Raw genomic sequence first — 25,727 nt, forward strand, 5'->3', positions numbered from 1 at the left:
CAGGCGCACTTGTTTGCCAAGGCTGCGCCCGAGGTCGCGAACCATGCGCGCCTGCCCGCTCAACACATCGGCGAACGGGCGCATGCGACAGGCCAGCGCGGTGTCATAGAGCACTTGTGCACGCTGGTGGTGTTGCCGCTGGACGAGCGTCTGGGCAAGGTTCAGGACATCTCCGCCGGGGCCTTGCTCGATGACGGCTCGGTGGTGCTGATCGTCGATGTCGAAGACATGCTGCGTTCGGTGGACAAACTGCTCAATACCGGGCGTCTGGAGCGCATTGCCCGCCACGGCAATCAAGCTGCCGAAGCGGCGCGCAAACGAGTCTTGGTGGTCGACGATTCGCTGACCGTGCGCGAGCTGCAACGCAAACTGCTGCTAAATCGTGGCTATGACGTCGCGGTGGCAGTGGACGGCATGGATGGCTGGAATGCGCTGCGTTCGGAGAACTTCGATCTGCTGATCACCGACATCGACATGCCGCGCATGGACGGCATCGAGCTGGTCACCCTGCTGCGCCGCGACAACCGTCTGCAATCGCTGCCGGTGATGGTCGTATCGTACAAGGATCGCGAAGAAGACCGCCGCCGTGGACTGGATGCCGGCGCCGACTATTATCTAGCCAAAGCCAGTTTTCATGACGACGCCCTGCTCGATGCAGTGGTCGAGCTCATCGGAGGAGCGCGGGCATGAGGATCGCAATCGTCAACGACATGCCCCTGGCGGTGGAGGCCCTGCGCCGAGCGCTGGCGTTCGAGCCGGCGCATCAGGTGATCTGGGTCGCCAGCAACGGCGCCGAGGCGGTGCAACGCTGCGCCGAGTGCACACCAGACCTGATTCTGATGGATCTGATCATGCCGATCATGGACGGCGTCGAAGCCACGCGGCGGATCATGGCCGAGACGCCGTGCGCGATTGTCATCGTCACCGTGGATCGTCAACAGAACGTGCACCGCGTGTTCGAGGCCATGGGTCACGGCGCACTGGACGTGGTCGACACGCCAGCGATCGGCGCCGGCAATGCCCAGGAAGCGGCGGCGCCGTTGTTGCGCAAGATCCTCAACATCGGCTGGCTGATCGGCGACAAGGCGCCACGTGCGCGCCCGGCGCCGAGTTCGCCGCGCAGTTCGCCGTCACGTCAGCGGCTGGTGGCGATCGGTTCGTCTGCCGGTGGGCCGGCGGCGCTGGAAGTGTTGCTCAAAGGCCTGCCGAAGGATTTTTCCGCCGCGATCGTGCTGGTGCAGCATGTCGATCAGGTGTTCGCCGCCGGCATGGCCGAATGGCTGGCCAGTGCCAGCGGCCTCGATGTGCGTCTGGCCCGTGAAGGCGAGCCGCCGCAAAGTGGCGCGGTGCTGCTGGCCGGGACCAATCACCATATTCGCCTGTTGAAAAACGGCACGCTGGCCTACACCGCCGAACCGGTCAACGAGATCTATCGCCCCTCGATCGACGTGTTTTTCGAGAGCGTCGCCAGTTACTGGAACGGTGACGCCGTCGGGGTTTTATTGACCGGGATGGGGCGCGATGGCGCGCAAGGGCTTAAGCTCATGCGCCAGCAGGGTTATTTGACCATCGCCCAGGATCAGCACAGCAGTGCGGTGTACGGCATGCCCAAGGCTGCCGCGGCGATCGATGCCGCGGTGGAAATCCGCCCGCTGGAAAAGATAGCGCCACGATTGCTGGAGATTTTTCCCAAATGATCAGGTTGTTCCGCAATCCAGGCCCCCGCAGTACTCAGGTGACCGCTCATGAATGATTTACAGATCGACGACATTAAAACCGACGAGAACGCCGCCATGGTGTTGTTGGTGGATGATCAGGCGATGATCGGCGAAGCGGTGCGCCGTGGGCTGTCGAATCAGGAAAACATCGACTTCCACTTCTGCTCCGACCCGCAGCAGGCCATCGCCCAGGCGGTGCGGATCAAGCCGACGGTGATCCTCCAGGACCTGGTGATGCCCGGCCTCGATGGCCTGAGCCTGGTGCGCGAATACCGCAATCACCCGGCGACCAAGGACATCCCGATCATCGTCCTCTCGACCAAGGAAGACCCGCTGATCAAGAGCGCGGCGTTTTCCGCTGGCGCCAACGATTATCTGGTGAAGCTGCCGGACACCATTGAACTGGTCGCACGCATTCGCTATCACTCGCGTTCCTACATGACATTGCTGCAGCGCGACGCGGCGTACCGAGCGTTGCGGGTCAGCCAGCAGCAATTGCTCGACACCAATCTGGTGCTGCAACGGCTGATGAACTCCGATGGCCTGACCGGGCTGTCCAACCGCCGGCACTTCGACGAGTACCTGGAACTGGAGTGGCGCCGTTCGCTGCGTGATCAGACGCAGCTGTCGTTACTGATGATCGACGTCGATTACTTCAAATCTTACAACGACAGTTTTGGCCACGTTGAAGGCGATGAAGCGTTGCGCAAGGTCGCCGCAGCCATCCGTGACGCCAGCTCGCGGCCATCGGACCTGCCGGCGCGTTATGGCGGCGAGGAGTTTGTTCTGGTCCTGCCGAACACTTCGCCGGGCGGCGCGCGGCTGTTGGCCGAGAAACTGCGCCAGACCGTGGCGGCGCTGAAAATTCCGCACAACACGCCGGCCGAGGGCTCCAGTCTGACCATCAGCATTGGTCTGGCGACCATGGTGCCCCAGGCGGGGAGTGATTGCCGGCTGCTGATCTCGGCGGCGGATCGCGGGTTGTATCTGGCCAAGAACAATGGGCGCAATCAGGTCGGGATCGAGTAACGGCCGTTGCCCTCACCCCAGCCCTCTCCCCGGAGGGAGAGGGGGCCGACCGAGGTGTCTCGGGCCAGACATCGACCTGAGAGATCGCAGCGATTATGGATCTTCAGGCTTGGCGATCACGGATTCGGTGAAGCCATGTCTAGTCGGCGTATGTTTCAAATATCCCCCGATCGGTCCCCTCTCCCTCCGGGAGAGGGCTAGGGTGAGGGCAGCAATCTCGGCCCATTCACCGCCAGACGGGCTGCCGCGACAGCCTGTTTACGTTATACTCGCCGGCTTTCAAAAGTTCGCCAACGAGTGCTGCCCGTCATGGAAATCAACCCGATCCTGAACACCATCAAGGACCTGTCCGAGCGCTCCGAAACTATTCGGGGGTATCTTTGACTACGATCAAAAGCATGAGCGTCTGACCGAGGTCAATCGCGAGCTTGAAGATCCGAGTGTCTGGAACAAACCTGAATACGCCCAGGAGCTGGGCCGCGAGCGTGCCGCGCTGGCGCAGATCGTCGACACCCTCGACGAACTGAACGGCGGTCTGGCCGATTGCCGCGACCTGCTGGACATGGCCGTCGAAGAAAACGACGAAGGCGCAGTGGGCGATGTCGTCGCCGAGCTGGCCCGTCTCGAGGAAAATCTGGCCAAGCTGGAATTCCGCCGCATGTTCAGCCATGAAATGGACCCGAACAACGCCTACCTGGACATCCAGGCCGGTTCCGGTGGTACCGAAGCGCAGGACTGGGCCAACATCCTGCTGCGCATGTACCTGCGCTGGGCTGACAAACGCGGTTTCGACGCGACCATCATGGAACTGTCCGCCGGTGAAGTCGCCGGGATCAAGGGCGCGACCGTGCACATCAAGGGCGAATACGCCTTTGGCTGGCTGCGTACCGAGATCGGCGTGCACCGTCTGGTGCGCAAGAGCCCGTTCGACTCCGGCAACCGTCGTCACACCTCGTTCTCCGCTGTTTTCGTCTCGCCAGAGATCGATGACAAGGTGGAAATCGAAATCAACCCGGCAGACCTGCGGATCGACACCTATCGTTCCTCTGGTGCCGGTGGTCAGCACGTAAACACCACCGACTCGGCCGTACGTATCACCCACGTACCGACCAACACCGTGGTCAGCTGCCAGAACGAACGTTCCCAGCACGCCAACAAGGACACCGCGATGAAAATGCTGCGGGCCAAGTTGTACGAGCAGGAAATGCAGAAGCGCAATGCGGCCTCGCAGGCGCTGGAAGACACCAAGTCGGATATCGGCTGGGGTCACCAGATCCGCTCTTACGTGCTCGATGCCTCGCGGATCAAGGATCTGCGGACCAACATCGAACGCAGCGATTGCGACAAGGTGCTCGACGGCGACATCGACGAGTACCTGGAAGCCAGCCTGAAATCCGGCCTGTAACACCCCTGTGGGAGCGGGCTCGCCCGCGATCCCCAGTCGAAGGCTGGGGGCAACGAACCTGATGGAATACTTAAAGACATGAGCGACCTACAACTCGACCCGCAAGCCCTGCAACAGGAAGAAAACTCCCTGATCGCCCTGCGCAAGGAAAAGCTTGCTGCCGAGCGCGCCAAGGGCAATGCCTTCCCGAACGACTTCCGCCGCGACAACTACTGCGATGCCTTGCAGAAACAGTACGCGGACAAGACCAAGGAAGAGCTGGCAGAGGCTGCAATCCCGGTCAAGGTTGCCGGTCGCATCATGCTCAACCGTGGCTCGTTCATGGTGATCCAGGACATGACCGGGCGCATTCAGGTCTACGTCAACCGCAAGACACTGTCCGAAGAAACCCTGGCCGCGGTGAAAACCTGGGACATGGGCGACATCATTGCCGCCGAAGGCACCCTGGCGCGTTCCGGCAAGGGCGACCTGTACGTTGAAATGACCAACGTGCGCCTGCTGACCAAGTCGCTGCGTCCGCTGCCGGACAAGCACCACGGCCTGACCGACACCGAACAGCGCTACCGCCAGCGCTACGTTGACCTGATCGTCAACGAAGACGTGCGCCAGACCTTCCGCGTGCGTTCGCAAGTGATCGCGCACATCCGCAGCTTCCTGATGAAGCGCGACTTCCTCGAAGTCGAAACGCCGATGTTGCAGACCATTCCTGGCGGCGCTGCGGCCAAGCCGTTCGAAACCCACCACAACGCGCTGGACCTGCCGATGTTCCTGCGTATCGCCCCTGAGCTGTATCTGAAGCGTCTGGTGGTTGGCGGTTTCGAAAAGGTGTTCGAGATCAACCGCAACTTCCGCAACGAAGGCGTTTCGACTCGCCACAACCCTGAATTCACCATGTTGGAGTTCTATCAGGCGTACGCCGATTACGAAGACAACATGGACCTGACCGAAGAACTGTTCCGCGAGCTGGCGCAGCTGGTGCTGGGCAGCACCGACGTGCCGTACGGCGACAAGGTGTTCCACTTCGGCGAGCCGTTCGTGCGTCTGTCGGTGTTCGACTCGATCCTCAAGTACAACCCTGAGCTGACTGCCGATGATCTGAACGACATCGACAAGGCTCGCGCCATCGCCAAGAAGGCCGGCGCCAAGGTGCTGGGCTTCGAAGGTCTGGGCAAACTGCAGGTGATGATTTTCGAAGAGCTGGTCGAGCACAAGCTGGAGCAGCCGCACTTCATCACTCAGTACCCGTTCGAAGTGTCGCCGCTGGCCCGTCGCAACGACGAAAACCCGAACGTCACCGACCGCTTCGAGCTGTTCATCGGTGGTCGTGAAATCGCCAACGCCTACTCCGAGTTGAACGACGCGGAAGACCAGGCCGAACGCTTCATGGCCCAGGTGGCCGACAAGGACGCCGGCGACGACGAAGCCATGCACTACGACGCCGACTTCGTCCGTGCGCTGGAGTACGGCATGCCGCCAACCGCCGGCGAAGGTATCGGCATCGATCGTCTGGTGATGTTGCTGACCAACTCGCCGTCGATCCGCGATGTGATCCTGTTCCCGCACATGCGACCGCAAGCGTAAACGTTTCAGTTAAAAAGCCGCCTAAAACAGGCGGCTTTTTATTGCCTGTCTGGTACAAATGTATCAATTGGTTAATTTGGCATTAGTAGAGGAAGTGCTGTCGTGATGGGTGCATTAGCTCAAGAAGGTGCAGCGGGTATCGCCACTGCGGTCGCTGAAAGTGTTCAGTACCAGGGCCGCAAGGCCAGCCGACAGGGCAGTGAGCAGCGTCGCCAGGACATTCTCGACGCCGCGATGCGCATTGTCGTGCGCGACGGCGTGCGTGCCGTGCGCCATCGTGCGGTCGCGGCGGAGGCCGGCGTGCCGCTGTCGGCGACCACGTATTACTTCAAGGACATCGATGACCTGCTCACCGATACCTTCGCCCAATACGTTGAACGCAGCGCGGCGTACATGGCCAAGTTGTGGATCAATAACGAGGGTCTGTTGCGCGAAATGGTGGTCAGCGCCGACGGCAGCCCGGAGTCGCGCTCGCAATTGGCCGATGATATTGCGCGGCTGATGGCCGATTACGTGCACCGGCAACTGATCAACCGCCGCGAGCATCTGATGGCCGAACAGGCGTTCCGCCAGGAAGCGCTACTCAATCCGCGTCTGGCCATTCTGGTGCGCTCGCACCAGCAGATTCTGCTGCAGGGCACCTGCCAGTTGTTCCAGGTACTGGGCTCGCGCGAACCGCAGCAGGATGCCAAGGTGTTGACGGCGATTATCGGCCGGATGGAATATCAGGGCCTGCTCAACGACGCTGAGCCTCTGGCCGAAGAGGACATGCTCGGGATCCTGACGCGGTATATGCACCTGGTGCTGGCGTCCGTCTAGCGTTTCACGCTACACCCCGTGGGAGCGAGCCTGCTCGCGAAAGCACTCTGATATTCAACATCTCCGTTGTCTGACACAGTGCATTCGCGAGCAGGCTCGCTCCCACAAAAGGCCTCAGCGCCTATGATTGGCTACGTCACGTTTTCTACAGGAGTTTCGGGTGGACGATTACCAGCAGACGATACGCATGTTGTCCGATCGCATTGTGCTGGCGCAGACGCCGATCCGCGTGCTCGATGCGGTCAAGTGGGACGACAATGTGCGCAAGGGCTTCCTCAAGGCCAAGGGCAAGGAAATGCCGGCGGTGGATCGCGACTACTACCTCAACCGCCCGCTGTCGTTCGATTCGAGCCAGGTCAAACTGGAATTCCAGAACATCGAGCGTGACATCACCCGCCAGCTCGGCCAGTTCAACCCGGTCGGGCAGATCATGCGGCGCATGTGCAAGGAATACCGCATGGTGGTGCGCATGCTCGAAGCGCGCGGCACCGAGGACTTCGGGCTGATCTCGCAGGAGCTGTACGGCGCGGCGTCCGATGCCTTCCACGCCGGTGACCCGACCCTCGCCGACCTCGGCCTGATGATGTCCGACTACCTGAACAACATCGACGGGCGCGGCGATCTCAAAGACGAGCCGAAAATCCTCACCGCCAAAGACGCGGTGCACCTGCTGCAAACCCGACTGAACAAGGTATTCGGTGAGGCCGAAGAAACCATTCGCGTGTTCGAGTCCGACGGCATCGTCGCCGACGCGGCGGCGGGCGCCGACTACATCAAGATTCGCACCGACGCACTGTTCAACGACCGCGACGTGCGCGCACTGGAGGTCCACGAAGGCCTGGTGCATGTCGGCACCACACTCAATGGCTTGAACCAGCCGATCTGCACCTTCCTGTCGAAAGGCCCACCCTCGTCGACGGTGACCCAGGAAGGCCTGGCGATCCTGATGGAAATCATCACCTTCGCCTCTTACCCGAGTCGCCTGCGCAAACTGACCAACCGCACCCGTGCGATTCATATGGTCGAGGAGGGCGCGGACTTCTTGCAGATCTACGAATTCTTCCGCGAGCAGGGTTTCGAGATGGCCGAAAGCTACGGCAATGCCAGCCGGGTGTTCCGTGGCTCGACGCCGACCGGTCTGCCATTTACCAAAGACTTGTCCTACCTCAAGGGCTTCATCATGGTTTACAACTACATTCAGTTGGCCGTGCGCAAAGGCAAGCTTGAGCAGATTCCGTTGTTGTTCTGTGGCAAGACCACACTGGAAGACATGCGGACCTTGCGCCAACTGGTGGACGAAGGACTGGTGGTGCCGCCCAAGTATCTGCCGGACCAGTTCCGTGACTTGAATGCGTTGTCGGCGTGGATGTGTTTCTCCAACTTCCTCAACCATTTGAGCCTGGACCGGATTGAGGCGGATTACTCCAATATTCTCTAGACCCAGCACCGAACCCCTTGTGGGAGCGAGCCTGCTCGCGAATGCGATTTCACCTTCAACATTGATGTTGGCTGATACACCGCTTTCGCGAGCAGGCTCGCTCCCACAGGTTTGATTTTTGTTCAGCTCTTTTGCGAGGTTTCACCGGATGAGAATCCTCGGCATCCTTTGCCTGCTCTTGACCCTCGGCGGTTGCAGTTCGCTGCTGTTCTATCCTGAACCGGGCCAGATCTTCACCCCGGACAAAGCCAAACTCGAATACCGCACCGTCACCCTGATCACCGCCGACGGCTTGAAGCTCAACGCCTGGTGGCTGCCGGCCAAACCTGGCGTCGAGGTCAAAGGCACGGTCCTGCATCTGCACGGCAACGGCGGCAATCTGCCGATGCATCTGGGCGGCAGCTGGTGGTTGCCGAAGAATGGCTATCAGGTGCTGCTGGTCGACTATCGCGGCTACGGTTTGTCAGAAGGCAAGCCCAGCCTGCCGGCGATCTATCAGGATATCGATGCGGCCTTCGCCTGGCTCGACAACGCGCCCGAGGTCAAAGGCAAACCGCTGGTGCTGCTCGGGCAAAGTCTGGGCGGCGCGATGTCGGTGCATTGGCTGGCGCAGCACCCGGAGCGGCAAAAACAACTCAAGGCCCTGGTGCTGGATGGCGTGCCGGCCAGTTATCGCAGTGTCGGCCAATTCGCCCTCAGCACTTCGTGGCTGACCTGGCCATTGCAAGTGCCGCTGTCGTGGCTGGTGCCGGACGGCGACAGCGCAATCAACTCGATGGCGCAGCTGACCGGCGTGCCGAAGCTGATCTTCCACAGCATCGACGATCCGCTGGTGCCGATAGCCAATGGCATTCGCCTGTATCAGGCAGCGCCGCCGCCGCGTGTGTTGCAACTGACCCGTGGTGGTCATGTGCAGACCTTCGGCGACCCGGTGTGGCGTCAGGTCATGCTGCGCTATCTCGATGATCCCGAACACTTTGACGGCCTGCGCCGCCTCGGCGAAATCCCCAATTATCCGCCGCCTCCGAATAATGAAGATGAGACCCCGCAATGAGTGAAGAACGCAACGCCATCCCGCTGATCATCACCGGTATCTGCAGCATCCTCGGCACCGTCGGGGCGCTGTGGTACTACGGCTACCTGCACTTTGCCAAGCCGGAGGATGCGTTGCTGCTCAGCGAATTCACCATGCTCAAGACCGTGCCGGGCGAGGACTACAAAGTCTCGCTGACACCTGCGCCGCAAGTGGCGCAGTGCATTGATGGCGTGCTGGTGCTGTTCGATACCGAACAGAAAGGCCTGACCGGGGTGTTGATCAACACGCAGAAGAAAGCGGTGCGGTGTATGGGCGAAGAGACTCCGCAGAAACTCGAGAAGTGATTCTGCAGGTTCAGCCCTCACCCTAACCCTCTCCCAGAGGGAGAGGGGACTGACCGAGGTGTTTGTTTAAGCTACGTCGACCTGATCCATTGCGCCGAATACAAGTTTTGAAAGCGACACAAATCGGCTCCCTCTCCCTCGGGAGAGGGCTGGGGTGAGGGGTTACGATGTCTGCTCCCACAAAAAAAGCCCCGCCTGATCAAGTCAGGCGGGGCTTTTGCGTTACCGGGTGAAGCTTAGTTCGAGCTCACCGAAGAACGCGGTGCTACTGGCTGGTTGTCGTTGGAAATGGTCACTTCCACACGACGGTTCATCCACGGCCCGAGACGCTGCCGTTATCCGCTACCGGGTACTCCTTGCCATAACCCTGAGCGACGATGCGCGAAGGATCGACGCCCATCTTGATCAGAGCCATCTGCACGGAAGTTGCGCGGCGCTCGGACAGCGACTGGTTGTAGCTCGCGGTGCCGGTGCTGTCGGTGTAACCCTCGACGATCACTTTGCGATCCGGGTTTTCCTGAAGGAATTGCGCCAGTTTGTTGATGTTCACCAGGCCGCTGGATTTCAGATCAGCCTTGTTGGTGGCGAACAGCACGTCACCGAAAGTCACCAGCGTACCGCGATCGGTCTGCTTGGCGTTGAGGCTGTCCTGCAGCTGTTTGATCTGCTGGTCACGGGCATCCAGACGGGCCTGGGCACGTTGGGCTGCGGCGTTTTTCAGGTTGTTTTCAGCGGTGCGCAGAGCGATGGTCTGCTTGGCCACTTCGACGCGCTGGTTGGTCAGGTAAGCCAGTTGGTCAACCTTGGCTGCGTCTTCCTTGTCCAGATAAGCCTTGTCGGCCTTGTCCAGGTAATCGCTGGCGTCTTTGGTTTCCAGTGCCGCGACTTTGCTCGCCTGTGGGTTGGCCTGCAGGCCGGCGTAGTTGGTGCGCGCCTGTTCCAGGTTCGGGTTAGGCGGGGTGGAGCAGGCAGCCAGTGCAACGCTTGCGGCCAGAAGAGCGGGAATCATCAGTTGCTTACGCATAATTTGTCGTCCTTTCTATCGGTAAGAGTTTCAGCTTTGCGGTCGGGATGCACGCTTACTGCACAGTGCGCTGGCTTTCCTGACGCAGTTCCTGAACACCTTTCTGGGAATCCTTCACAGCCTGTTCGGCCTTGGCGGCCTGAGCCTTGCGTTCAGCGACGCGAGCGTCCCATTCAGCCTGTTCGGACAGGCGACGGGCCTCGTCATACTTCTTGTCGTGCATGGCGATTTCAGCTTGTTTCAGTTTGTCCTGAGCCTGCTTCATCTCCACCGCAGCGAACTCGGTACCGCCAGCGCTGACGGCGCTGTTGACGGCCGATTGAGTGACGGCGTACTGCTCGGTCGGAGGATTACCGGCGCAACCGGCCAGTACGAAGCTGGTGCCGATGGCCAGAGCGGCCAGTTTCAGACCGCGCAGGTGGGAAAACGAGGTTTGGGTTTTCATGGTCTTCAACTCCATTAGGCATCTCCTGAAAATACAACTGAATCCATCCTGGCAGAGGAGCCGAAAGCATCGCTTGTTGACGCGAATTGAAACGCTCGTTCCAGGCGTGGTTACCTGTTCCGACCGGCGGCATTTTTGAAAAGTTCAGAAAAGATGGCCTATCGCCAAAAATTAAATTGACCGTTCGGACAAGGCTCTGGGACGGGAACTTTGGCGGTTTGAAGCGGTACGCGCGGGTGCAATCTGGCCGTTGATAAACCGATTTTCGATCTGGAATACGACCGATGTGGGAGCGAGCCTGCTCGCGAATGCGATGTGTCAGTCAGCGCAAATGCTGAATGAAAATCCGCATTCGCGAGCAGGCTCGCTCCCACGGTTTTGATGTGTGTCGGGTCAGTGCTTCTGCTTGTTCTCAGCCGAGGAGAGGTCATGCAAATGCCGTCGCGACAACGCCAGAAAACGCGGCGTCGGGCCTACATCTTCATACAACGGATCGCCTTCCTCATCCGTCGCCACCACCGTCGAACCCTTCACATACGGCAGGCTCGCTTCGAACTCCTCAAGCGCGGCGCCGATCAGTTCGCCGAGCAATTCCTCGGGGTGCCGCTTGGGATACATTTCGGCAATCGCCGCCAGGCGCGCGGCGGATTCCACATCCAGGTGAATCGTGTAGCCGGTGTCGGTCAGGCGACCTTTGGCGTTTTCTTCCCAATGCTGGGCGAGTTCACGAATTTTCATGATGACCTCATTTCGCGCCTGCTGATGGCAGGCCTGGGTGAGTGTCCGGCAGCGCCGGCGGCGGGCCGTCGTACGGCTTACTGTTGAGACTGGTTATCGCGCGCAAGGTTTAAGTCGATTCGTCGCCTGCTTGTAAGAAGCGGCGCAGAGCGGCACTCTCTGGCAAAGCATTCGTTTCTGCGCTGTCCCCGATTACCGCTGGAGAACTGCTGATGACCGATATTGATGCACGCTTGCGCGAAGACGTTCACCTGCTCGGAGAGCTGTTGGGCAACACCATTCGAGACCAGTACGGCGAGGCGTTCCTCGACAAGATCGAGCAGATTCGCAAGGGCGCCAAGGCCGACCGGCGCGGCTCGATGGACGCAGAACTGAGCGCCAGCCTCAATCAATTGAGTGAAGACGAATTGCTTCCGGTCGCGCGGGCCTTCAACCAGTTTCTCAACCTGGCCAACATCGCCGAGCAATATCAGCTGATCCATCGCCGCGAGGAGTCGCAACCGGCGCCGTTCGAATCGCGGGTATTGCCGGAACTGCTCGCGCGCCTGCGCAGTGAAGGCCACAGCGCCGAATCTCTGGCCCGGCAACTGGCGCGGCTGGAAATCGAACTGGTGCTGACCGCGCACCCGACCGAAGTGGCGCGACGCACGTTGATCCAGAAGTACGACGCGATCGCCGCGCAACTCGCCGCGCAGGACCATCGCGACCTGACCAGCGCCGAGCGCGAGCAGATCCAGAGCAAACTGCAACGGCTGATCGCCGAAGCCTGGCACACCGAAGAAATCCGCCGCACCCGCCCGACCCCGGTCGATGAAGCCAAGTGGGGCTTCGCGGTGATCGAGCATTCGTTGTGGCAGGCAATCCCCAACCATATGCGCAAGGCCGATCAGGCGCTGTTCGCCGCCACGGGTCTGCGCTTGCCGCTGGAAGCCGCGCCGATCCGCTTCGCCTCATGGATGGGCGGCGACCGTGACGGCAACCCCAATGTCACCGCCGCCGTCACTCGCGAAGTCTTGCTGCTGGCGCGCTGGATGGCCGCTGACTTGTACCTGCGCGATGTCGATCACCTGGCTGCCGAACTGTCGATGCAGCAGGCCAGCGATGCGCTGAAGGCCAAGGCCGGCGATAGCGCCGAACCGTATCGCGCAGTGCTCAAACAATTGCGCGAACGTCTGCGTGCGACGCGCAATTGGGCGCACGCTGCATTGACCGCGCCGACCCCGGCCACCGCCGATGTGCTGCACGACAATCGCGACCTGCTCGAACCTCTGCAACTGTGTTTCAACTCGCTGCACGAGTGCGGCATGGGCGTTATCGCCGACGGGCCATTGCTCGATTGCCTGCGTCGAGCGGTGACGTTCGGCCTGTTCCTGGTGCGCCTCGATGTGCGTCAGGATTCGACCCGGCACAGCTCGGCAATGACCGAAATCACCGATTACCTCGGCCTCGGCCGCTATGAGGATTGGGATGAAGAACAGCGCATCAACTTCCTCACCGAGGAGCTGAGCAACCGTCGTCCGTTGCTGCCCGCGCATTTCAAACCATCGGCCGACACCGCCGAAGTGCTCAACACCTGCAAGGAAATCGCCGCCGCGCCCGCTGCGTCGCTGGGCTCCTACGTGATCTCCATGGCCGGCGCCGCTTCCGACGTGCTCGCGGTGCAACTGCTGCTCAAGGAATCCGGCGTATTGCGGCCGATGCGCGTGGTGCCGCTGTTCGAAACCCTCGCCGACCTCGACAACGCCGGGCCGGTGATGGAGCGTCTGCTGCTGTTGCCGGGCTATCGCGCGCGTTTGCATGGCCCGCAGGAAGTGATGATCGGCTATTCCGACTCGGCCAAGGATGCCGGCACCACTGCTGCGGCTTGGGCGCAATATCGCGCGCAGGAACGCCTGGTGGAAATCTGCCGTGAGCAGCAAGTTGAACTGCTGCTGTTCCACGGTCGCGGCGGCACCGTTGGTCGTGGCGGCGGTCCGGCACACGCGGCAATTCTGTCGCAGCCGCCGGGGTCGGTGGCCGGGCGTTTTCGAACCACCGAACAGGGCGAAATGATTCGTTTCAAATTCGGCCTACCGGACATCGCCGAGCAGAACCTCAATCTGTATCTGGCCGCCGTGCTCGAGGCCACGTTGTTGCCACCACCGCCGCCGACGCCTGGATGGCGGCATCTGATGGACGAGTTGGCGGCGGACGGTGTCAGCGCTTACCGCCAGGTAGTGCGGGAAAATCCGCAATTCGTTGAGTACTTCCGTCAGTCGACCCCGGAACAAGAGTTGGGGCGTCTACCGCTCGGCAGTCGTCCGGCCAAGCGCCGCGCCGGCGGTATCGAAAGCCTGCGGGCGATCCCGTGGATCTTTGGCTGGACCCAGACGCGATTGATGCTGCCGGCCTGGCTGGGCTGGGAGACTGCTCTGAGCAAGGCCCTGGAACGCGGCGAGGGCGAGCTGCTCGGGCAGATGCGCGAACAATGGCCGTTCTTCCGCACTCGTATCGACATGCTGGAAATGGTCTTGGCCAAGGCCGACGCGGATATCGCGCAGTCCTATGACGAACGTTTGGTCGAAGCCGATCTGCTGCCGTTGGGCGCGCAGTTACGCGACCTATTGTCGCAGGCGTGCTCGGTGGTGCTCGGTCTGACCGGGCAATCGCAGCTGCTGGCGCACAGCCCCGACACCCTCGAATTCATCCGCCTGCGCAACACCTACCTCGACCCGCTGCATCTATTGCAGGCCGAACTGTTGGCGCGTTCGCGGCAGCAGGATGTCGAGCAGGGCAGCCCGGTGGAACAGGCGCTGCTGGTGTCTGTAGCGGGGATTGCCGCCGGATTGCGCAATACCGGCTAAGGTTGCTGAGCACCTCAGGCGGCATTCGCGACAAGGGTCGGATGCCGCTTCTCCTGCTGTAGGAAAGTGCCGCGAGGCGACAGTTATTGATGGGGTTGCGACTTGGGTTACCGCGTCGCGAGGTCACGGCGGGCGTTGGTTTCTCCGACTTTTGGCGTCTTGTGTGGGCGCAGCCTGCTGTGTATCTTGATCAGCCTTTGGCCGTTTGTGCGGCCACGACCCGTATTTTCAGGATCCGCCGGTTACGAGCGAATCCTTTGTTTTGTAAAGCTTTTATATAAAAAATTGAGGAGCACATCGATGCGCGTCATTCTGCTGGGAGCTCCCGGGGCCGGTAAAGGTACTCAGGCAAAGTTCATCACCGAGAAATTCGGCATTCCGCAAATCTCCACCGGCGACATGCTGCGTGCTGCGGTCAAGGCTGGCACTCCACTGGGCGTGCAAGCCAAGAGCATCATGGATGCCGGCGGCCTGGTGTCGGATGACCTGATCATCGCGCTGGTCAAGGACCGCATCGCTCAACCTGATTGCGCCAACGGTTTCCTGTTCGACGGCTTCCCGCGCACGATTCCGCAGGCTGAAGCACTGGTCACTGCCGGTGTCGAGCTGGACGCAGTTGTGGAAATCGCTGTTGAAGACGAAGAAATCGTCCAGCGCATCGCCGGTCGTCGTGTTCACGAAGCCAGCGGCCGCGTGTACCACATCGTCTACAACCCGCCGAAACTGGCTGGCAAGGACGACATCACCGGTGAAGAGCTGGTGCAGCGCAAGGACGACACCGAAGAAACCGTGCGTCATCGCCTGTCGGTCTACCACTCGCAGACCAAACCGCTGGTGGAGTTCTACCAGAACCTTTCCGCCAACAACGGCGGCAAGCCAAAGTACAGCCACATCGAAGGCGTGGGTTCGGTTGATGCAATCACCACCAAGGTGCTGGCCGCGCTGAGCTGAAAAGTCTGATCGGCTGCATCATCCACGGCCCGCTTGCGGGCCGTAGTTGTTTATACTGACGCACTTTTTTCCCCACCCCTGTTTTGGAAACATCGATGAGCACCTTGCTGGCCCTGGACACCGCGACTGAAGCTTGCTCCGTTGCCTTGCTGCATGACGGCAAGGTCACGAGCCATTACGAGGTGATCCCGCGCCTGCACGCGCAGAAGCTGCTGCCGATGATCCAGCAATTGCTTGCCGATGCGGGCACCACATTGCAAGCGGTCGACGCGATTGCCTTCGGCCGTGGCCCGGGCGCGTTCACCGGTGTGCGCATTGCCATCGGTGTGGTGCAGGGTTTGGCCTTTGCTCTGGATCGTCCGGTATTGCCGGTATCCAACCTTGCCGTGCTCGCCCAGCGTGCCTTTCGTGAACATGGCGTAAGCCAGGTGGCAGCCGCCATCGATGCGCGGATGGATGAAGTGTATTGGGGCTGCTACCGCGAGACGGCGGGGGAGATGCGTCTGGTTGGTGTCGAAGCGGTGCTGCCGCCGGAGGTGGCTGCGCTACCGGCCGATGCCACAGGTGATTGGTTCGGTGCCGGTACCGGTTGGGGTTATGGTGAGCGCATTGCGGTCAATCTGAGCGGCTCCGACGCCGGCATGCTGCCCCACGCCGAAGACCTGTTGACCCTGGCACGTTTCGCTTGGGAGCGCGGTGAGGCGATCCCGGCAGATGATGCGCAACCGGTCTACCTGCGCGATAAAGTTGCCACCCCGAAAGCCCGCTGATTCGACACTTTCTCCTGTGGGAGCGAGCCTGCTCGCGAAGGCTTCTGGTCAATCAATGCATGTGTTGAATGTGCTGGACCCTTCGCGAGCAGGCTCGCTCCCACAGGTTTCGAGTCACATCCAAATATCGCCAATCGTCAGTTTCTGCCCCCTCGCTTAAAACCTTTTGCGCTTTCTGTGTTCTAGTTATCACTCGGCGGTTTGCTAAGTCGGTCAAGTGCCGCTAAATTGCCATCATTGATACCGAGCATGACATTATGCGTATAGACGGCGTTTCCACTCAGTCCTACCCCATCAAGCGCAAGCCGCGTAAAGGCAATGCGGCGCTGGATGAGTCCGTCGAGATTATCGACGGCGAGCTGGAATTCCCGAGCGAAGAGCAGATGGCCGCTCGTGCCGCTCAAGCCACCGCGCAACGCCTGAGCAACCTGCCTGCCCGTCAACAAGACATGATTTACCACCGCGCGATGAAGAAGAGCGTAGCCATGGCTCTGGCCAGCTACCTGAGCACCGCCGGTTTTGTCGATTGGGACGCAGACGTGCTGGGCCTCGATCTGTATATCTGATGGATCTGCCTTACTACCTCGGTTGCCCGTCCTGGAGCGAAAATGCCTGGCGCGAGTATCTGTATCCGGTAGACGCAAAAACCTCCGACTTTCTCGCTCTCTACTGCCAGGTGTTCAACGCCGTCGAAGGCAACACCACCTTCTACGCCAGTCCGTCGCCAGCCACTGTGCAGCGCTGGGCCGAGATCATGCCGGCGCACTTTCGCTTCACTGCCAAATTCCCCGGCGACATCAGCCACAGCGGCGACCTGCGCGAGCAACTGACCGCTGCCGAAACCTTCCTGCAATTACTCAAGCCGTTAGGCGAACGTGTTTCGCCGCTGTGGCTGCAACTGTCGAAAAGCTTCACGCCGCAGCGCCTGCCGGAGCTCGCGGCGTTTATAGATGCGCTGGATTGCCCGCTTGCGGTCGAGGTGCGCAATGAACAGTTCTTCGCCAAGGGCGAGAGCGAGCGTCTGCTCAATCGTCTGTTGCTGGATCGCGGTGTCGAGCGCATCTGTCTCGACCCGCGCGCGCTGTTCAGCTGCTTGTCGACCGAGTCCTCGGTGATCCACGCGCAGTCGAAAAAGCCGCGTGTACCGACCCGTCCGGCGGCGTTCACGCAGTTTCCACAGGTGCGCTTCATCGGACATCCCGAGCTTGAGGCCAACGATGCGTTTCTTGTGCCGTGGGTGGCGAAAGTCGCTGAATGGATCGAAGAGGGCCGCACGCCCTACGTCTTTCTGCATACCGCCGACAACCTGTTGGCAGCGAAACTGGCGCAACGTTTTCACGCACAACTGATGCAACGTTTGCCTGGCTTGCCCGCGCTGCCTGAGCTATACAGAGAACCCGCCGCCGAGCAGCTTGGCTTGCTCTGAGGCGGGTTTTTTCTGCCCGGGAGCCCGTCGATGAACGTCCAAGTTAGTCAGCAGCAACTCCTCAAAGCCCAAGCCTTCAAGGCCCTGCATGATCGCCAGGGGATCTTCGTCATCCCCAATCCGTGGGATGCCGGCTCGGCGAAGATGCTCGCCAGTCTTGGCTATCAGGCCTTGGCCACCACCAGCGCCGGTTACGCGTTTTCCCAGGGCAAGGCTGATGGCGCACTGAGTCTCGACGAGACCTTGGCCAATGTCCGCGCGATTGTCGCGGCGACGGATCTGCCGGTGGCGGTGGATCTGGAAAACGGCTTTGCCGATGATCCGCTGGAGTCTGCGCAGAGTCTTCTCCGTGCCGCCGAGGCGGGCGCGGTGGGCGGGTCGATCGAGGACGCTACGGGACGTCCGGACGCGCCGATCTATTGCTTCGAACACGCCGTCGCACGGATTGAAGCCGCCGTCGCGGCGGTGCGCACCCTGCCGTTTCCCTTCATTCTCACGGCTCGCGCCGAAAATTACCTGCACGATAATCCCGACCTCGACGACACCATTCGCCGTTTGCAGGCATTTGCCGCGGCGGGTGCCGACGTGCTCTATGCACCAGGTTTGCGCAGCGCCGAAGAAGTGCGTGCAGTGGTGCAAGCGGTGGCGCCGAAACCGGTCAATGTGCTGATGTCTGGCGGTTTGAAACTGACCGTGCAACAGCTCGAGGAACTGGGCGTACGCCGCATCAGCACCGGCTCGGCACTGGCGCTGGCGGCGTTCGGCGAGTTCTTCCGCGCAGCTGAAGAAATCCAGCAATCCGGCAGCTTTGGCTTCACCTCACAGTCGATGCCTTATGCCAGGGCCAATCAATTCTTCAAGGACTGAGCATGGGACGTTGGCTGTTCTGGGTGGTGTTGCTCGCGATGGGTGGTGCAGCGGTAAGTGTCTGGCGCGGCTGGCTGGAGGTGCCGCCGCAGGGGAATCCATGGGCGCCTTTGGACATAAAAGCCGCGCCCAACTGGCTGACCGGTTACAAACTCATGCGCCTGCGCAGTGATCCCGAGCTTTGCGCACAGGCGCTGAGCAGCTCGGATCTGCGCGTCAGCCCCCAGGCCGACAGCCCGGGCGCCAAGTGTCCGCTGATCGGTGCTCTGCGGGTGCAGGGCGGTGAAGTGGCGCTGAGCAGCAGTTTCATCGCCAGTTGCCCGCTGGCGGTGGCCTACGCAATGTTTGAACACCACACCCTGCAACCGGCGGCGCAATCGGTTTACGGCCAGAAAATCGCGCGGGTCGATCACCTCGGCAGCTTTGCCTGTCGCAATGTTTACAACCGTGAGAGCGGCGCTCTCAGCCGACATGCGAGTGCCGACGCGCTGGACATCGCCGGTTTCCGCCTGGCTGACGGACGCACGATCAGCGTGCTCAAGGATTGGCCCAAGCAGAATCAGGACGCAGAGTTTCTGCGCCAGCTGCGTGACGGCGCCTGTGAGTCATTCAGTGTGGTGTTGAGCCCGGATTACAACGCCGCTCATCGCAATCACTTTCATGTCGATGTCGGGCGCTGGAGCGTGTGTCGCTGAGGATCAGGCGGCGAGGCGCAGGTTCTGCAGAACGATTGGGCGAGCCCAGCCATTATCGAAGTCCAGAGCTTTCTGTTGCTCGACGATTTCTTCCGGCGGGAACGGCGGGTAAGGCTTCTGCAGCAAGTCCAGGTCGAACTCGGCAATCGGCAGGTACAGCGGACGTTTCTGCGGAGCAGGGCCTGGCTCCGGCAGTGGCTGGCCATTGTTGATCACAATCGGGCGTACCCAACTGCTGTCGAAATCCTGTTGCTCTTGCTGAGCCTTGAGTTCTTCTGGCGGGAACGGTGGGAACGGCTTGTCCAGCAGCTCCATTTCGAACTCGGCGATCGGCAGGAACAGTGGCTCTGGCGGTCGAACCTGGGTTTCGACCACGTCGCACTCACGCTGGCTGACGATGTGCGCGTGCAACTCGCTGCCAACGGTCGGTTCTTCCGGGCTGTTCAGGTCAACCGGAGGAAACGTGCCACAGGCAGGCACCACTTCACTCGTCTGTTCGGCCAGGGCCTGGGCAAAGAAATCCTGCCACAGGTGACTGACGCCGCTCAGTGCTTGAGTGTTATGACGGCTGAAGTCGCCATGGGGCGAAACGTAGCCAATCGATGTGGGAAGAATGCCTGACATTTTTTTCGGTTGACGCTCAGCTCTGGCAAAATGCGCGTTGAATGGTTTATCGGCGGTTTTTGTCGATCCTTAACTTTTTTGAGCGTTTTTTCATGATCGAGTCACCCGCGGCCTGCCGCATCCATGTCCAGGCCCTCGCCCCGACGTTTCAAGCGCAAGCCGAGCACTGGGCCGAACGTCTCGGCTTGCCGCTCGGCGAGGCCGACGGTGAGTTCGCCTTGCAGGTCGGCGAGCAGGGTTTGCAGTTGCAGCAGCTTGGCCCGGATGCGCCTGGACCGGTGCGGGTCGACTTCGTCGAAGGCGGCGCGGCGCATCGTCGTTTGTATGGCGGCGGCAGCGGGCAGATGATTGCTAAAGCGGTCGGCATCGCCCAAGGCGTGCGCCCGCGCGTCCTAGATGCCACGGCGGGGCTGGGCAAGGACGCGTTTGTGCTGGCCAGTCTCGGTTGTGAAATGAGCCTGATCGAGCGTCAGCCGCTGATCGGCGCACTGCTTGAGGACGGCTTGGCCCGGGCGGCAGAAGATTTCGATGTAGCGCCGATCGTGGCGCGGATGAAATTGCTCAAGGGCAACTCCATCGAAGTGATGCGCAGTTGGGAAGGGGAGGCGCCGCAGGTGATCTATCTCGACCCGATGTTCCCGCATCGTGAGAAAACCGCGCTGGTGAAAAAGGAAATGCGCCTTTTCCGCCCGCTGGTGGGCGATGACCCGGATGCCCCGGCCCTGCTCGAAGCCGCACTGGCGCTGGCCACGCACCGGGTGGTGGTCAAGCGCCCGCGCAAGGCACCGTGCATCGAGGGACCGAAACCGAGCCATGCGCTGGATGGCAAATCGAGCCGGTATGACATTTATCCCAAGAAAGCGCTCAAACCCTGAGAGCGCGTCGCCCCGTTCGCGAGCAGGCTCGCTCCCACAGTTGAAATGCATTCCAGTGTGGGAGCGAGCCTGCTCGCGAAGCGGTCTGCACAAGCACCGCAAAACTGTCAGGGTTTGTACGCCCGCATAAACAACCCCACCACCTCCCGCACATGCCGCTCCGCTGCCTCTCCGGTCAGCGGCTCGCCGCAGCCGTACAACAAACGAAAATTTCCCGCGCCTTTGATCAGGCAAAAGAAGTGCTCAGCAGCGTTGCGTGGCTGGTCGATGCTCAGCGCTCCGGTCGCATGGATCTTCGTCAGCAAACCTTCCATGCCGCTGACTACGCGCTCTGGACCAGCCTCGAAGAAGATCAGCGACAGCTTCGGATCCTGGCTGCCCAGCGCCATGATCAAGCGGTGCAGGTTTACCGATTCATCGCTGTTGATCAGTTGGTGGAAGCCCCGGGCAATGTTCAGCAATACATTTTGCACCGGGATGTTTTCCGGCAATTCGAAAAACAACGGTGGCAATTGCTCCTCGCATTTCGCGACGACGGCGGCAGAGAACAGCGTCTCCTTGTCGTTGAAATGGCTGTAGACCGTCAGCTTCGACACGCCGGCCTCGCTGGCAACCGCGTCCATGCTGGTGTTGGCGTAGCCATGGCAGAGAAACAGGGTTTTCGCCGCATCGAGGATCGCCTGGCGCTTGGCCAGATCCTTGGGGCGGCCCGGGCCGTTTGGAGCTGAAAGATTGTTCGACATTCTTCGCTTTTAATACTGGACTGGTGAGTTTGCTATTAATACCATACCCGACAGTATAAATATTCCAAGCCTCATTCGCGAAAGGTCCGTCACCATGTTCCGCCATGCGTTGTCCTTTGCCGTGCCAGTCAGTCTGGCGTTCCTGTTATCGGCGTGCGGTCAGGAAGAGGTGACCAAGGTCACCGTACGCCCGGCCATGGTGGTACAGCCCGAGCCTTCGGCGCAGGCGATGGAGAGTTATCCGGGCGAAGTGCGTGCCCGTTATGAGCCTGATCTGGCATTCCGCATTGGCGGCAAAGTCAGCCGACGACTGGTCGACGAAGGCCAGCGCGTCAAAGCCGATCAGCCCTTGGCCGAACTCGATCCGCAGGATGTGCGCCTGCAACTGGAAGCCACCCGCGCGCAGGTTGCCGCCGCCGAGGCCAATCTGAACCTGGTGCGCGCGGAACGTGATCGCTATAAAACCCTGATGGATCGGCAGATGGTCAGCCGCTCGGCCTACGACAACGCGGAAAATCTATATCGCTCCGGCGAAGCCCGCCTTAAACAAATCAAAGCTGAATTCAACGTTTCGACCAACCAGGCCAGTTACGCGGTGCTGCGTGCGCCACAGGACGGTGTGGTGGCCAAGCGTTCGGTGGAAGTCGGTCAGGTGGTCGCTGCCGGGCAAACCGTGTTCACCCTCGCCACCGATGGTGAGCGCGAAGTATTGATCAGCCTGCCGGAGCAAAGCTTCGGCCGCTTCAAGGTCGGTCAGCCGGTTACCGTGGAATTGTGGGCACAGCAGAATCAACGCTTCGCCGGGCAGATCCGCGAGTTGTCGCCGTCCGCCGACCCGCGCTCACGCACTTTTGCTGCGCGTATCTCGTTCACCAGCGGCAAAGTCCCGGCCGAACTGGGGCAGAGCGCACGGGTGTTTGTGCAAGCGGCCGACAGTGTCTCGTTGTCGATACCGCTTTCCGCGCTGACCGCTGAAAACGGCGCCACTTACGTCTGGGTGGTCAACGGCAACAACACGTTGAAGAAAACCCCGGTGCGGGTCGGTCCGTTCGGCGAGAAAAGCGTGGCGGTGCTCGAGGGCCTGAATGCCAGCGACTGGGTGGTGGCTGCCGGCGTTCACGTATTGCTCGACGGCCAGCAGGTGCGACCAGTGGATCGCTCCAATCGTGTGGTCAATCTGGCGAACAAGGAGTAAGCCCCGATGCGCTTCAACCTCTCCGAATGGGCGTTGCGTAATCGCCAGATCGTACTGTTCCTGATGCTTTTGCTCGCCGTTGTCGGCGCGTTGTCCTACACCAAACTCGGCCAGAGTGAAGACCCGCCGTTCACCTTCAAGGCGATGGTCATTCAGACCCGCTGGCCCGGTGCGACCGCGCAGGAGGTCTCGCGCCAGGTCACTGAACGTATCGAAAAGAAGCTGATGGAAACCGGCGAGTACGAACGCATCATGTCGTTCTCACGCCCCGGTGAATCCCAGGTCACCTTTATCGCCCGCGACTCGATGCACTCCAAGCAGATCCCCGATCTCTGGTACCAGTTGCGCAAGAAGGTCGGCGACATTCGCCAGACCCTGCCGCCGGGAATTCAGGGGCCGTTCTTCAACGATGAGTTCGGCACTACCTTCGGCAATATCTATGCGTTGACCGGCGACGGTTTCGATTACGCCGTGCTCAAGGATTACGCCGACCGCATCCAGATCCAGCTGCAGCGGGTCAAGGACGTCGGCAAGGTCGAACTGCTCGGCCTGCAGGACGAGAAAATCTGGGTCGAGCTGTCCAACGTCAAGCTCGCCACCCTCGGCTTGCCGCTGGCGGCAGTGCAGCAGGCGCTGGAGGAACAGAACGCGGTGTCCACGGCGGGGTTCTTCGAAACCGGCAGCGAGCGCTTGCAGCTACGTGTCTCGGGGAATTTTCAGACAGTCGATGAGATAAAGAACTTTCCGATCCGCGTCGCCGATCGTACTTTCCGCATCTCCGATATCGCCGATGTGCGTCGCGGTTTCAGCGACCCACCGGCGCCGCGCATGCGTTTCATGGGCGACGACGCGATCGGTCTGGCCGTGGCGATGAAGGACGGCGGCGACATTCTCGTCCTGGGCAAGGCGCTGGAGGGCGAGTTCTCGCGGATCCAGAAAAACCTCCCGGCCGGCATGCAGTTGCGCAAGGTGTCCGATCAGCCGGCAGCGGTAAAAACCGGCGTCGGCGAGTTCGTTCAGGTGTTGGTCGAAGCGCTGGCGATCGTCTTGCTGGTGAGCTTCTTTTCCCTCGGTGTTCGCACCGGCATGGTCGTCGCGCTGACCATTCCGCTGGTGCTGGCGATGACCTTCGCCTGCATGTATTACCTCGGCATCGGTCTGCACAAGATTTCCCTCGGTGCGCTGGTGCTGGCGCTGGGCTTGTTGGTGGATGACGCGATCATTGCTGTGGAAATGATGGCGATCAAAATGGAACAGGGCTTCGACCGGATTCGCGCGGCGAGTTATGCCTGGACCAGCACCGCATTCCCGATGCTCACCGGCACGCTGATCACCGCCGCCGGCTTCCTGCCGATTGCCACTGCCCAGTCCGGCACCGGCGAATACACCCGTTCGATTTTCCAGGTAGTGACCATTGCCTTGCTCGCCTCATGGGTCGCGGCGGTGATGTTCGTGCCGTATCTGGGGGAAAAACTCCTGCCGGATCTGGCGAAAATTCACGCGGCAAAACACGGCACTGGCGATGGTCAACCGGATCCGTATGCCACGCCGTTCTATCAGCGCGTCCGGCGTCTGGTGGAGTGGTGCGTGGCCCATCGCAAGACGGTGATCGTGCTCACCGTGGGCCTGTTTATCGCCTCGGTGATGTTGTTCCGTTTCGTCCCGCAGCAGTTCTTCCCGGCTTCGAACCGGCTGGAGTTGATGGTCGATCTGAAACTGGCCGAAGGTGTTTCGCTGGCCAATACCACCAGTGAAGTCAAACGCCTCGAAGCGCTGCTCAAGGAGCACGCCGGCATCGACAATTATGTGGCCTATGTCGGCACCGGTTCGCCACGCTTTTATCTGCCGCTGGATCAGCAACTGCCGGCGGCGAGTTTTGCTCAGTTCGTGGTGTTGGCAAAAACCATCGAAGAGCGTGAAGCGCTGCGCAGCTGGTTGATCGAAACCCTCAACGAACAGTTCCCGGCCCTGCGTTCGCGGGTCACCCGTTTGGAAAACGGGCCGCCGGTTGGCTATCCGGTGCAGTTCCGCGTCACTGGCGAGCACATCGAAGAAGTCCGTGCGTTGGCGCGCAAGGTGGCAGCAAAGGTTCGCGAGAATCCGCATGTGGTCAACGTGCATCTGGACTGGGAAGAACCGAGCAAAGTTGTTTATCTGAACATTGATCAGGATCGCGCCCGCGCCCTCGGTGTGAGCACCGCCAATCTGGCGAAATTCCTGCAGAGTTCGCTGGTCGGCTCGACGGTCAGCCAGTACCGCGAAGACAACGAATTGATCGAGATTCTGCTGCGCGGCACCGTGCACGAGCGCACTGAATTGTCGTTGTTGCCGAGCCTGGCGGTGCCGACCGATAACGGTCGCAGTGTGGCGTTGTCGCAGATTGCCACGCTGGAATATGGTTTCGAGGAAGGCATCATCTGGCACCGCAACCGCCTGCCGAACGTGACCGTACGCGCGGACATTTATGGCAAGGAGCAACCGGCGACGCTGGTCAAGCAGATCATGCCGACGCTGGACCCGATTCGCGCCGAATTGCCTGATGGTTATCTTCTGGATGTCGGCGGCACGGTGGAGGATTCCGAGCGCGGGCAGAAGTCGGTGAATGCCGGGGTGCCGATGTTCATTGTCGTGGTGCTGACCTTGCTGATGGTGCAGTTGCGCAGTTTCTCGCGTACGGCGATGGTGTTTCTGACGGCGCCGTTGGGCTTGATCGGGGTGACGTTGTTTCTGATGGTGTTCCGCCAGCCGTTCGGGTTTGTGGCGATGCTCGGGACGATCGCGTTGTCCGGGATGATCATGCGCAATTCGGTGATTCTGGTCGATCAGATCGAGCAGGATATTGCATCGGGGCTTAAGCCTTGGCAGGCGATTATCGAGGCTACGGTGCGGCGCTTCAGGCCGATTGTATTGACGGCGCTGGCGGCGGTGCTGGCGATGATTCCGCTGTCGCGCAGTGTGTTTTTCGGGCCGATGGCGGTGGCGATCATGGGCGGGCTGATTGTGGCTACGGCGCTGACGCTGTTGTTTTTGCCGGCGTTGTATGCGGCCTGGTTTCGGGTGCGTAAGGAGGCTTGAGGTTTTTGTGTCGTGGCGGCCTTCGGGCCGACCATGATTTGGGATTTTGGGTGTATATCCGTTGCTGTGGGTGTTGCGGCTGGCGG

Annotated in this window: 23 protein-coding genes and 1 pseudogene; 19 read left to right on the forward strand and 5 right to left on the reverse strand. The window is 60.7% G+C overall.

The features are described 5' to 3' along the window. The 9 genes from OC605_RS27480 to OC605_RS27520 form a co-directional block, all read left to right on the forward strand. Nucleotides 1-690, forward strand: a 690-nt coding sequence (locus tag OC605_RS27480; protein WP_262140451.1) for a response regulator, incomplete at its 5' end; no start/stop codon positions are given. After that, nucleotides 687-1,697 (forward strand): chemotaxis response regulator protein-glutamate methylesterase, encoded by a 1,011-nt coding sequence (locus OC605_RS27485; RefSeq protein ID WP_122505651.1) that lies wholly within the window; start codon nt 687-689, stop codon nt 1,695-1,697. The genes OC605_RS27480 and OC605_RS27485, both read left to right, overlap by 4 nt. A gap of 48 nt (nt 1,698-1,745) precedes the next feature. After that, nucleotides 1,746-2,747: a PleD family two-component system response regulator gene (locus OC605_RS27490; protein ID WP_024011741.1), complete on the forward strand. Its 1,002-nt coding sequence runs from the start codon at nt 1,746-1,748 to the stop codon at nt 2,745-2,747. 309 nt (nt 2,748-3,056) lie between these two features. Next, a protein-coding gene (prfB, locus tag OC605_RS27495; RefSeq protein WP_099758102.1) for a peptide chain release factor 2 occupies nt 3,057-4,152 on the forward strand; the annotation gives its coding sequence in 2 pieces (ribosomal slippage) (nt 3,057-3,128 and nt 3,130-4,152; 1,095 coding nt in all). A 78-nt stretch (nt 4,153-4,230) separates the two neighbouring features. Continuing rightward, entirely contained in the window at nt 4,231-5,733 is a 1,503-nt protein-coding gene (lysS, locus tag OC605_RS27500; protein ID WP_016771506.1) for a lysine--tRNA ligase, read from the forward strand. A 105-nt stretch (nt 5,734-5,838) separates the two neighbouring features. Then, nucleotides 5,839-6,552: a TetR/AcrR family transcriptional regulator gene (locus OC605_RS27505; RefSeq protein WP_016771505.1), complete on the forward strand. Its 714-nt coding sequence runs from the start codon at nt 5,839-5,841 to the stop codon at nt 6,550-6,552. Nucleotides 6,553-6,739: 187 nt separating this feature from the next. Next, a complete protein-coding gene (locus tag OC605_RS27510) occupies nt 6,740-7,990 on the forward strand; it encodes a flavohemoglobin expression-modulating QEGLA motif protein (RefSeq protein ID WP_166554750.1) in 1,251 nt (416 codons plus the stop codon). A gap of 148 nt (nt 7,991-8,138) precedes the next feature. After that, on the forward strand, nt 8,139-9,044 hold the full coding sequence (locus OC605_RS27515) for an alpha/beta hydrolase (RefSeq protein WP_262140452.1): 906 nt from the start codon (nt 8,139-8,141) through the stop codon (nt 9,042-9,044). Continuing rightward, a complete protein-coding gene (locus OC605_RS27520) occupies nt 9,041-9,370 on the forward strand; it encodes a hypothetical protein (RefSeq protein ID WP_262140453.1) in 330 nt (109 codons plus the stop codon). The genes OC605_RS27515 and OC605_RS27520 overlap by 4 nt, the downstream gene beginning before the upstream one ends. Nucleotides 9,371-9,606: 236 nt before the next feature. Here OC605_RS27520 and OC605_RS27525 read toward each other — a convergent pair. The 3 genes and pseudogenes from OC605_RS27525 to OC605_RS27535 form a co-directional block, all read right to left on the reverse strand. After that, nucleotides 9,607-10,394 (reverse strand): annotated as a pseudogene (locus OC605_RS27525) (OmpA family protein). A 55-nt stretch (nt 10,395-10,449) separates the two neighbouring features. Continuing rightward, a complete protein-coding gene (locus OC605_RS27530) occupies nt 10,450-10,854 on the reverse strand; it encodes a DUF4398 domain-containing protein (RefSeq protein WP_024011747.1) in 405 nt (134 codons plus the stop codon). Nucleotides 10,855-11,232: 378 nt separating this feature from the next. Further along, nucleotides 11,233-11,577, reverse strand: coding sequence for a hypothetical protein (locus OC605_RS27535; protein WP_042606952.1), 345 nt, complete (start codon nt 11,575-11,577; stop codon nt 11,233-11,235). Nucleotides 11,578-11,789: 212 nt separating this feature from the next. On the opposite strand from OC605_RS27535, the gene ppc reads away from it, so the two are divergent. The 7 genes from ppc to OC605_RS27570 all read left to right on the forward strand — a co-directional run bounded on the left by ppc (nt 11,790) and on the right by OC605_RS27570 (nt 19,129). Further along, complete coding sequence (ppc, locus tag OC605_RS27540) at nt 11,790-14,420, forward strand: phosphoenolpyruvate carboxylase (RefSeq protein ID WP_262140454.1); 2,631 nt, start codon at nt 11,790-11,792, stop codon at nt 14,418-14,420. Between the two features lie 300 nt (nt 14,421-14,720). Next, nucleotides 14,721-15,371, forward strand: coding sequence for an adenylate kinase (adk, locus tag OC605_RS27545; RefSeq protein WP_110600161.1), 651 nt, complete (start codon nt 14,721-14,723; stop codon nt 15,369-15,371). Between the two features lie 95 nt (nt 15,372-15,466). Then, nucleotides 15,467-16,141, forward strand: a complete 675-nt coding sequence (gene tsaB, locus OC605_RS27550; protein WP_262140455.1) for a tRNA (adenosine(37)-N6)-threonylcarbamoyltransferase complex dimerization subunit type 1 TsaB — start codon at nt 15,467-15,469, stop codon at nt 16,139-16,141. Between the two features lie 257 nt (nt 16,142-16,398). After that, nucleotides 16,399-16,707 (forward strand): hypothetical protein, encoded by a 309-nt coding sequence (locus tag OC605_RS27555; protein WP_130912763.1) that lies wholly within the window; start codon nt 16,399-16,401, stop codon nt 16,705-16,707. Beyond that, complete coding sequence (locus OC605_RS27560; protein WP_024011753.1) at nt 16,707-17,567, forward strand: DUF72 domain-containing protein; 861 nt, start codon at nt 16,707-16,709, stop codon at nt 17,565-17,567. The genes OC605_RS27555 and OC605_RS27560 overlap by 1 nt, the downstream gene beginning before the upstream one ends. Before the next feature lie 30 nt (nt 17,568-17,597). Next, a complete protein-coding gene (locus tag OC605_RS27565; RefSeq protein ID WP_110600155.1) occupies nt 17,598-18,434 on the forward strand; it encodes an oxaloacetate decarboxylase in 837 nt (278 codons plus the stop codon). 2 nt (nt 18,435-18,436) lie between these two features. Continuing rightward, the gene (locus OC605_RS27570) at nt 18,437-19,129 is read left to right on the forward strand and encodes an extensin family protein (protein ID WP_262140456.1); all 693 of its coding nucleotides are present in this window, start codon (nt 18,437-18,439) and stop codon (nt 19,127-19,129) included. A gap of 3 nt (nt 19,130-19,132) precedes the next feature. Here the strand turns inward: OC605_RS27570 and OC605_RS27575 are convergent, their stop codons facing one another. Continuing rightward, complete coding sequence (locus OC605_RS27575; RefSeq protein ID WP_016770666.1) at nt 19,133-19,753, reverse strand: hypothetical protein; 621 nt, start codon at nt 19,751-19,753, stop codon at nt 19,133-19,135. A gap of 92 nt (nt 19,754-19,845) precedes the next feature. Between OC605_RS27575 and OC605_RS27580 the strand changes: the two genes are divergently transcribed. Continuing rightward, nucleotides 19,846-20,628, forward strand: coding sequence for a class I SAM-dependent methyltransferase (locus OC605_RS27580; RefSeq protein WP_225930969.1), 783 nt, complete (start codon nt 19,846-19,848; stop codon nt 20,626-20,628). A 107-nt stretch (nt 20,629-20,735) separates the two neighbouring features. On the opposite strand, the gene OC605_RS27585 is transcribed toward OC605_RS27580, so the two are convergent. Beyond that, the gene (locus OC605_RS27585) at nt 20,736-21,371 is read right to left on the reverse strand and encodes a TetR/AcrR family transcriptional regulator (RefSeq protein WP_262140457.1); all 636 of its coding nucleotides are present in this window, start codon (nt 21,369-21,371) and stop codon (nt 20,736-20,738) included. Nucleotides 21,372-21,465: 94 nt separating this feature from the next. Between OC605_RS27585 and OC605_RS27590 the strand changes: the two genes are divergently transcribed. Next, nucleotides 21,466-22,566 (forward strand): efflux RND transporter periplasmic adaptor subunit, encoded by a 1,101-nt coding sequence (locus OC605_RS27590; protein ID WP_024011758.1) that lies wholly within the window; start codon nt 21,466-21,468, stop codon nt 22,564-22,566. A gap of 6 nt (nt 22,567-22,572) precedes the next feature. Beyond that, on the forward strand, nt 22,573-25,641 hold the full coding sequence (locus OC605_RS27595) for an efflux RND transporter permease subunit (RefSeq protein WP_041478146.1): 3,069 nt from the start codon (nt 22,573-22,575) through the stop codon (nt 25,639-25,641). Nucleotides 25,642-25,727 lie beyond the last annotated feature (86 nt).

It is taken from the genome of Pseudomonas sp. Marseille-Q5117 (assembly GCF_946901175.1).
Lineage (GTDB): Bacteria > Pseudomonadota > Gammaproteobacteria > Pseudomonadales > Pseudomonadaceae > Aquipseudomonas > Aquipseudomonas iranensis.

Excerpts from the sequence above, each read along its gene's own strand:
- OC605_RS27505 (WP_016771505.1), top strand. The coding sequence starts at position 5,839 with ATGGGTGCATTAGCTCAAGAAGGTGCAGCGGGTATCGCCACTGCGGTC.
- OC605_RS27585 (WP_262140457.1), bottom strand. The coding sequence starts at position 21,371 with ATGTCGAACAATCTTTCAGCTCCAAACGGCCCGGGCCGCCCCAAGGAT.
- OC605_RS27520 (WP_262140453.1), top strand. The coding sequence starts at position 9,041 with ATGAGTGAAGAACGCAACGCCATCCCGCTGATCATCACCGGTATCTGC.
- lysS (WP_016771506.1), top strand. The coding sequence starts at position 4,231 with ATGAGCGACCTACAACTCGACCCGCAAGCCCTGCAACAGGAAGAAAAC.
- OC605_RS27515 (WP_262140452.1), top strand. The coding sequence starts at position 8,139 with ATGAGAATCCTCGGCATCCTTTGCCTGCTCTTGACCCTCGGCGGTTGC.
- OC605_RS27560 (WP_024011753.1), top strand. The coding sequence starts at position 16,707 with ATGGATCTGCCTTACTACCTCGGTTGCCCGTCCTGGAGCGAAAATGCC.
- OC605_RS27555 (WP_130912763.1), top strand. The coding sequence starts at position 16,399 with ATGCGTATAGACGGCGTTTCCACTCAGTCCTACCCCATCAAGCGCAAG.
- OC605_RS27580 (WP_225930969.1), top strand. The coding sequence starts at position 19,846 with ATGATCGAGTCACCCGCGGCCTGCCGCATCCATGTCCAGGCCCTCGCC.
- OC605_RS27575 (WP_016770666.1), bottom strand. The coding sequence starts at position 19,753 with ATGTCAGGCATTCTTCCCACATCGATTGGCTACGTTTCGCCCCATGGC.
- OC605_RS27595 (WP_041478146.1), top strand. The coding sequence starts at position 22,573 with ATGCGCTTCAACCTCTCCGAATGGGCGTTGCGTAATCGCCAGATCGTA.
- OC605_RS27485 (WP_122505651.1), top strand. The coding sequence starts at position 687 with ATGAGGATCGCAATCGTCAACGACATGCCCCTGGCGGTGGAGGCCCTG.
- OC605_RS27490 (WP_024011741.1), top strand. The coding sequence starts at position 1,746 with ATGAATGATTTACAGATCGACGACATTAAAACCGACGAGAACGCCGCC.
- OC605_RS27510 (WP_166554750.1), top strand. The coding sequence starts at position 6,740 with ATGTTGTCCGATCGCATTGTGCTGGCGCAGACGCCGATCCGCGTGCTC.
- OC605_RS27535 (WP_042606952.1), bottom strand. The coding sequence starts at position 11,577 with ATGAAAATTCGTGAACTCGCCCAGCATTGGGAAGAAAACGCCAAAGGT.
- tsaB (WP_262140455.1), top strand. The coding sequence starts at position 15,467 with ATGAGCACCTTGCTGGCCCTGGACACCGCGACTGAAGCTTGCTCCGTT.
- OC605_RS27590 (WP_024011758.1), top strand. The coding sequence starts at position 21,466 with ATGTTCCGCCATGCGTTGTCCTTTGCCGTGCCAGTCAGTCTGGCGTTC.
- adk (WP_110600161.1), top strand. The coding sequence starts at position 14,721 with ATGCGCGTCATTCTGCTGGGAGCTCCCGGGGCCGGTAAAGGTACTCAG.
- OC605_RS27530 (WP_024011747.1), bottom strand. The coding sequence starts at position 10,854 with ATGGAGTTGAAGACCATGAAAACCCAAACCTCGTTTTCCCACCTGCGC.
- OC605_RS27565 (WP_110600155.1), top strand. The coding sequence starts at position 17,598 with ATGAACGTCCAAGTTAGTCAGCAGCAACTCCTCAAAGCCCAAGCCTTC.
- OC605_RS27570 (WP_262140456.1), top strand. The coding sequence starts at position 18,437 with ATGGGACGTTGGCTGTTCTGGGTGGTGTTGCTCGCGATGGGTGGTGCA.
- ppc (WP_262140454.1), top strand. The coding sequence starts at position 11,790 with ATGACCGATATTGATGCACGCTTGCGCGAAGACGTTCACCTGCTCGGA.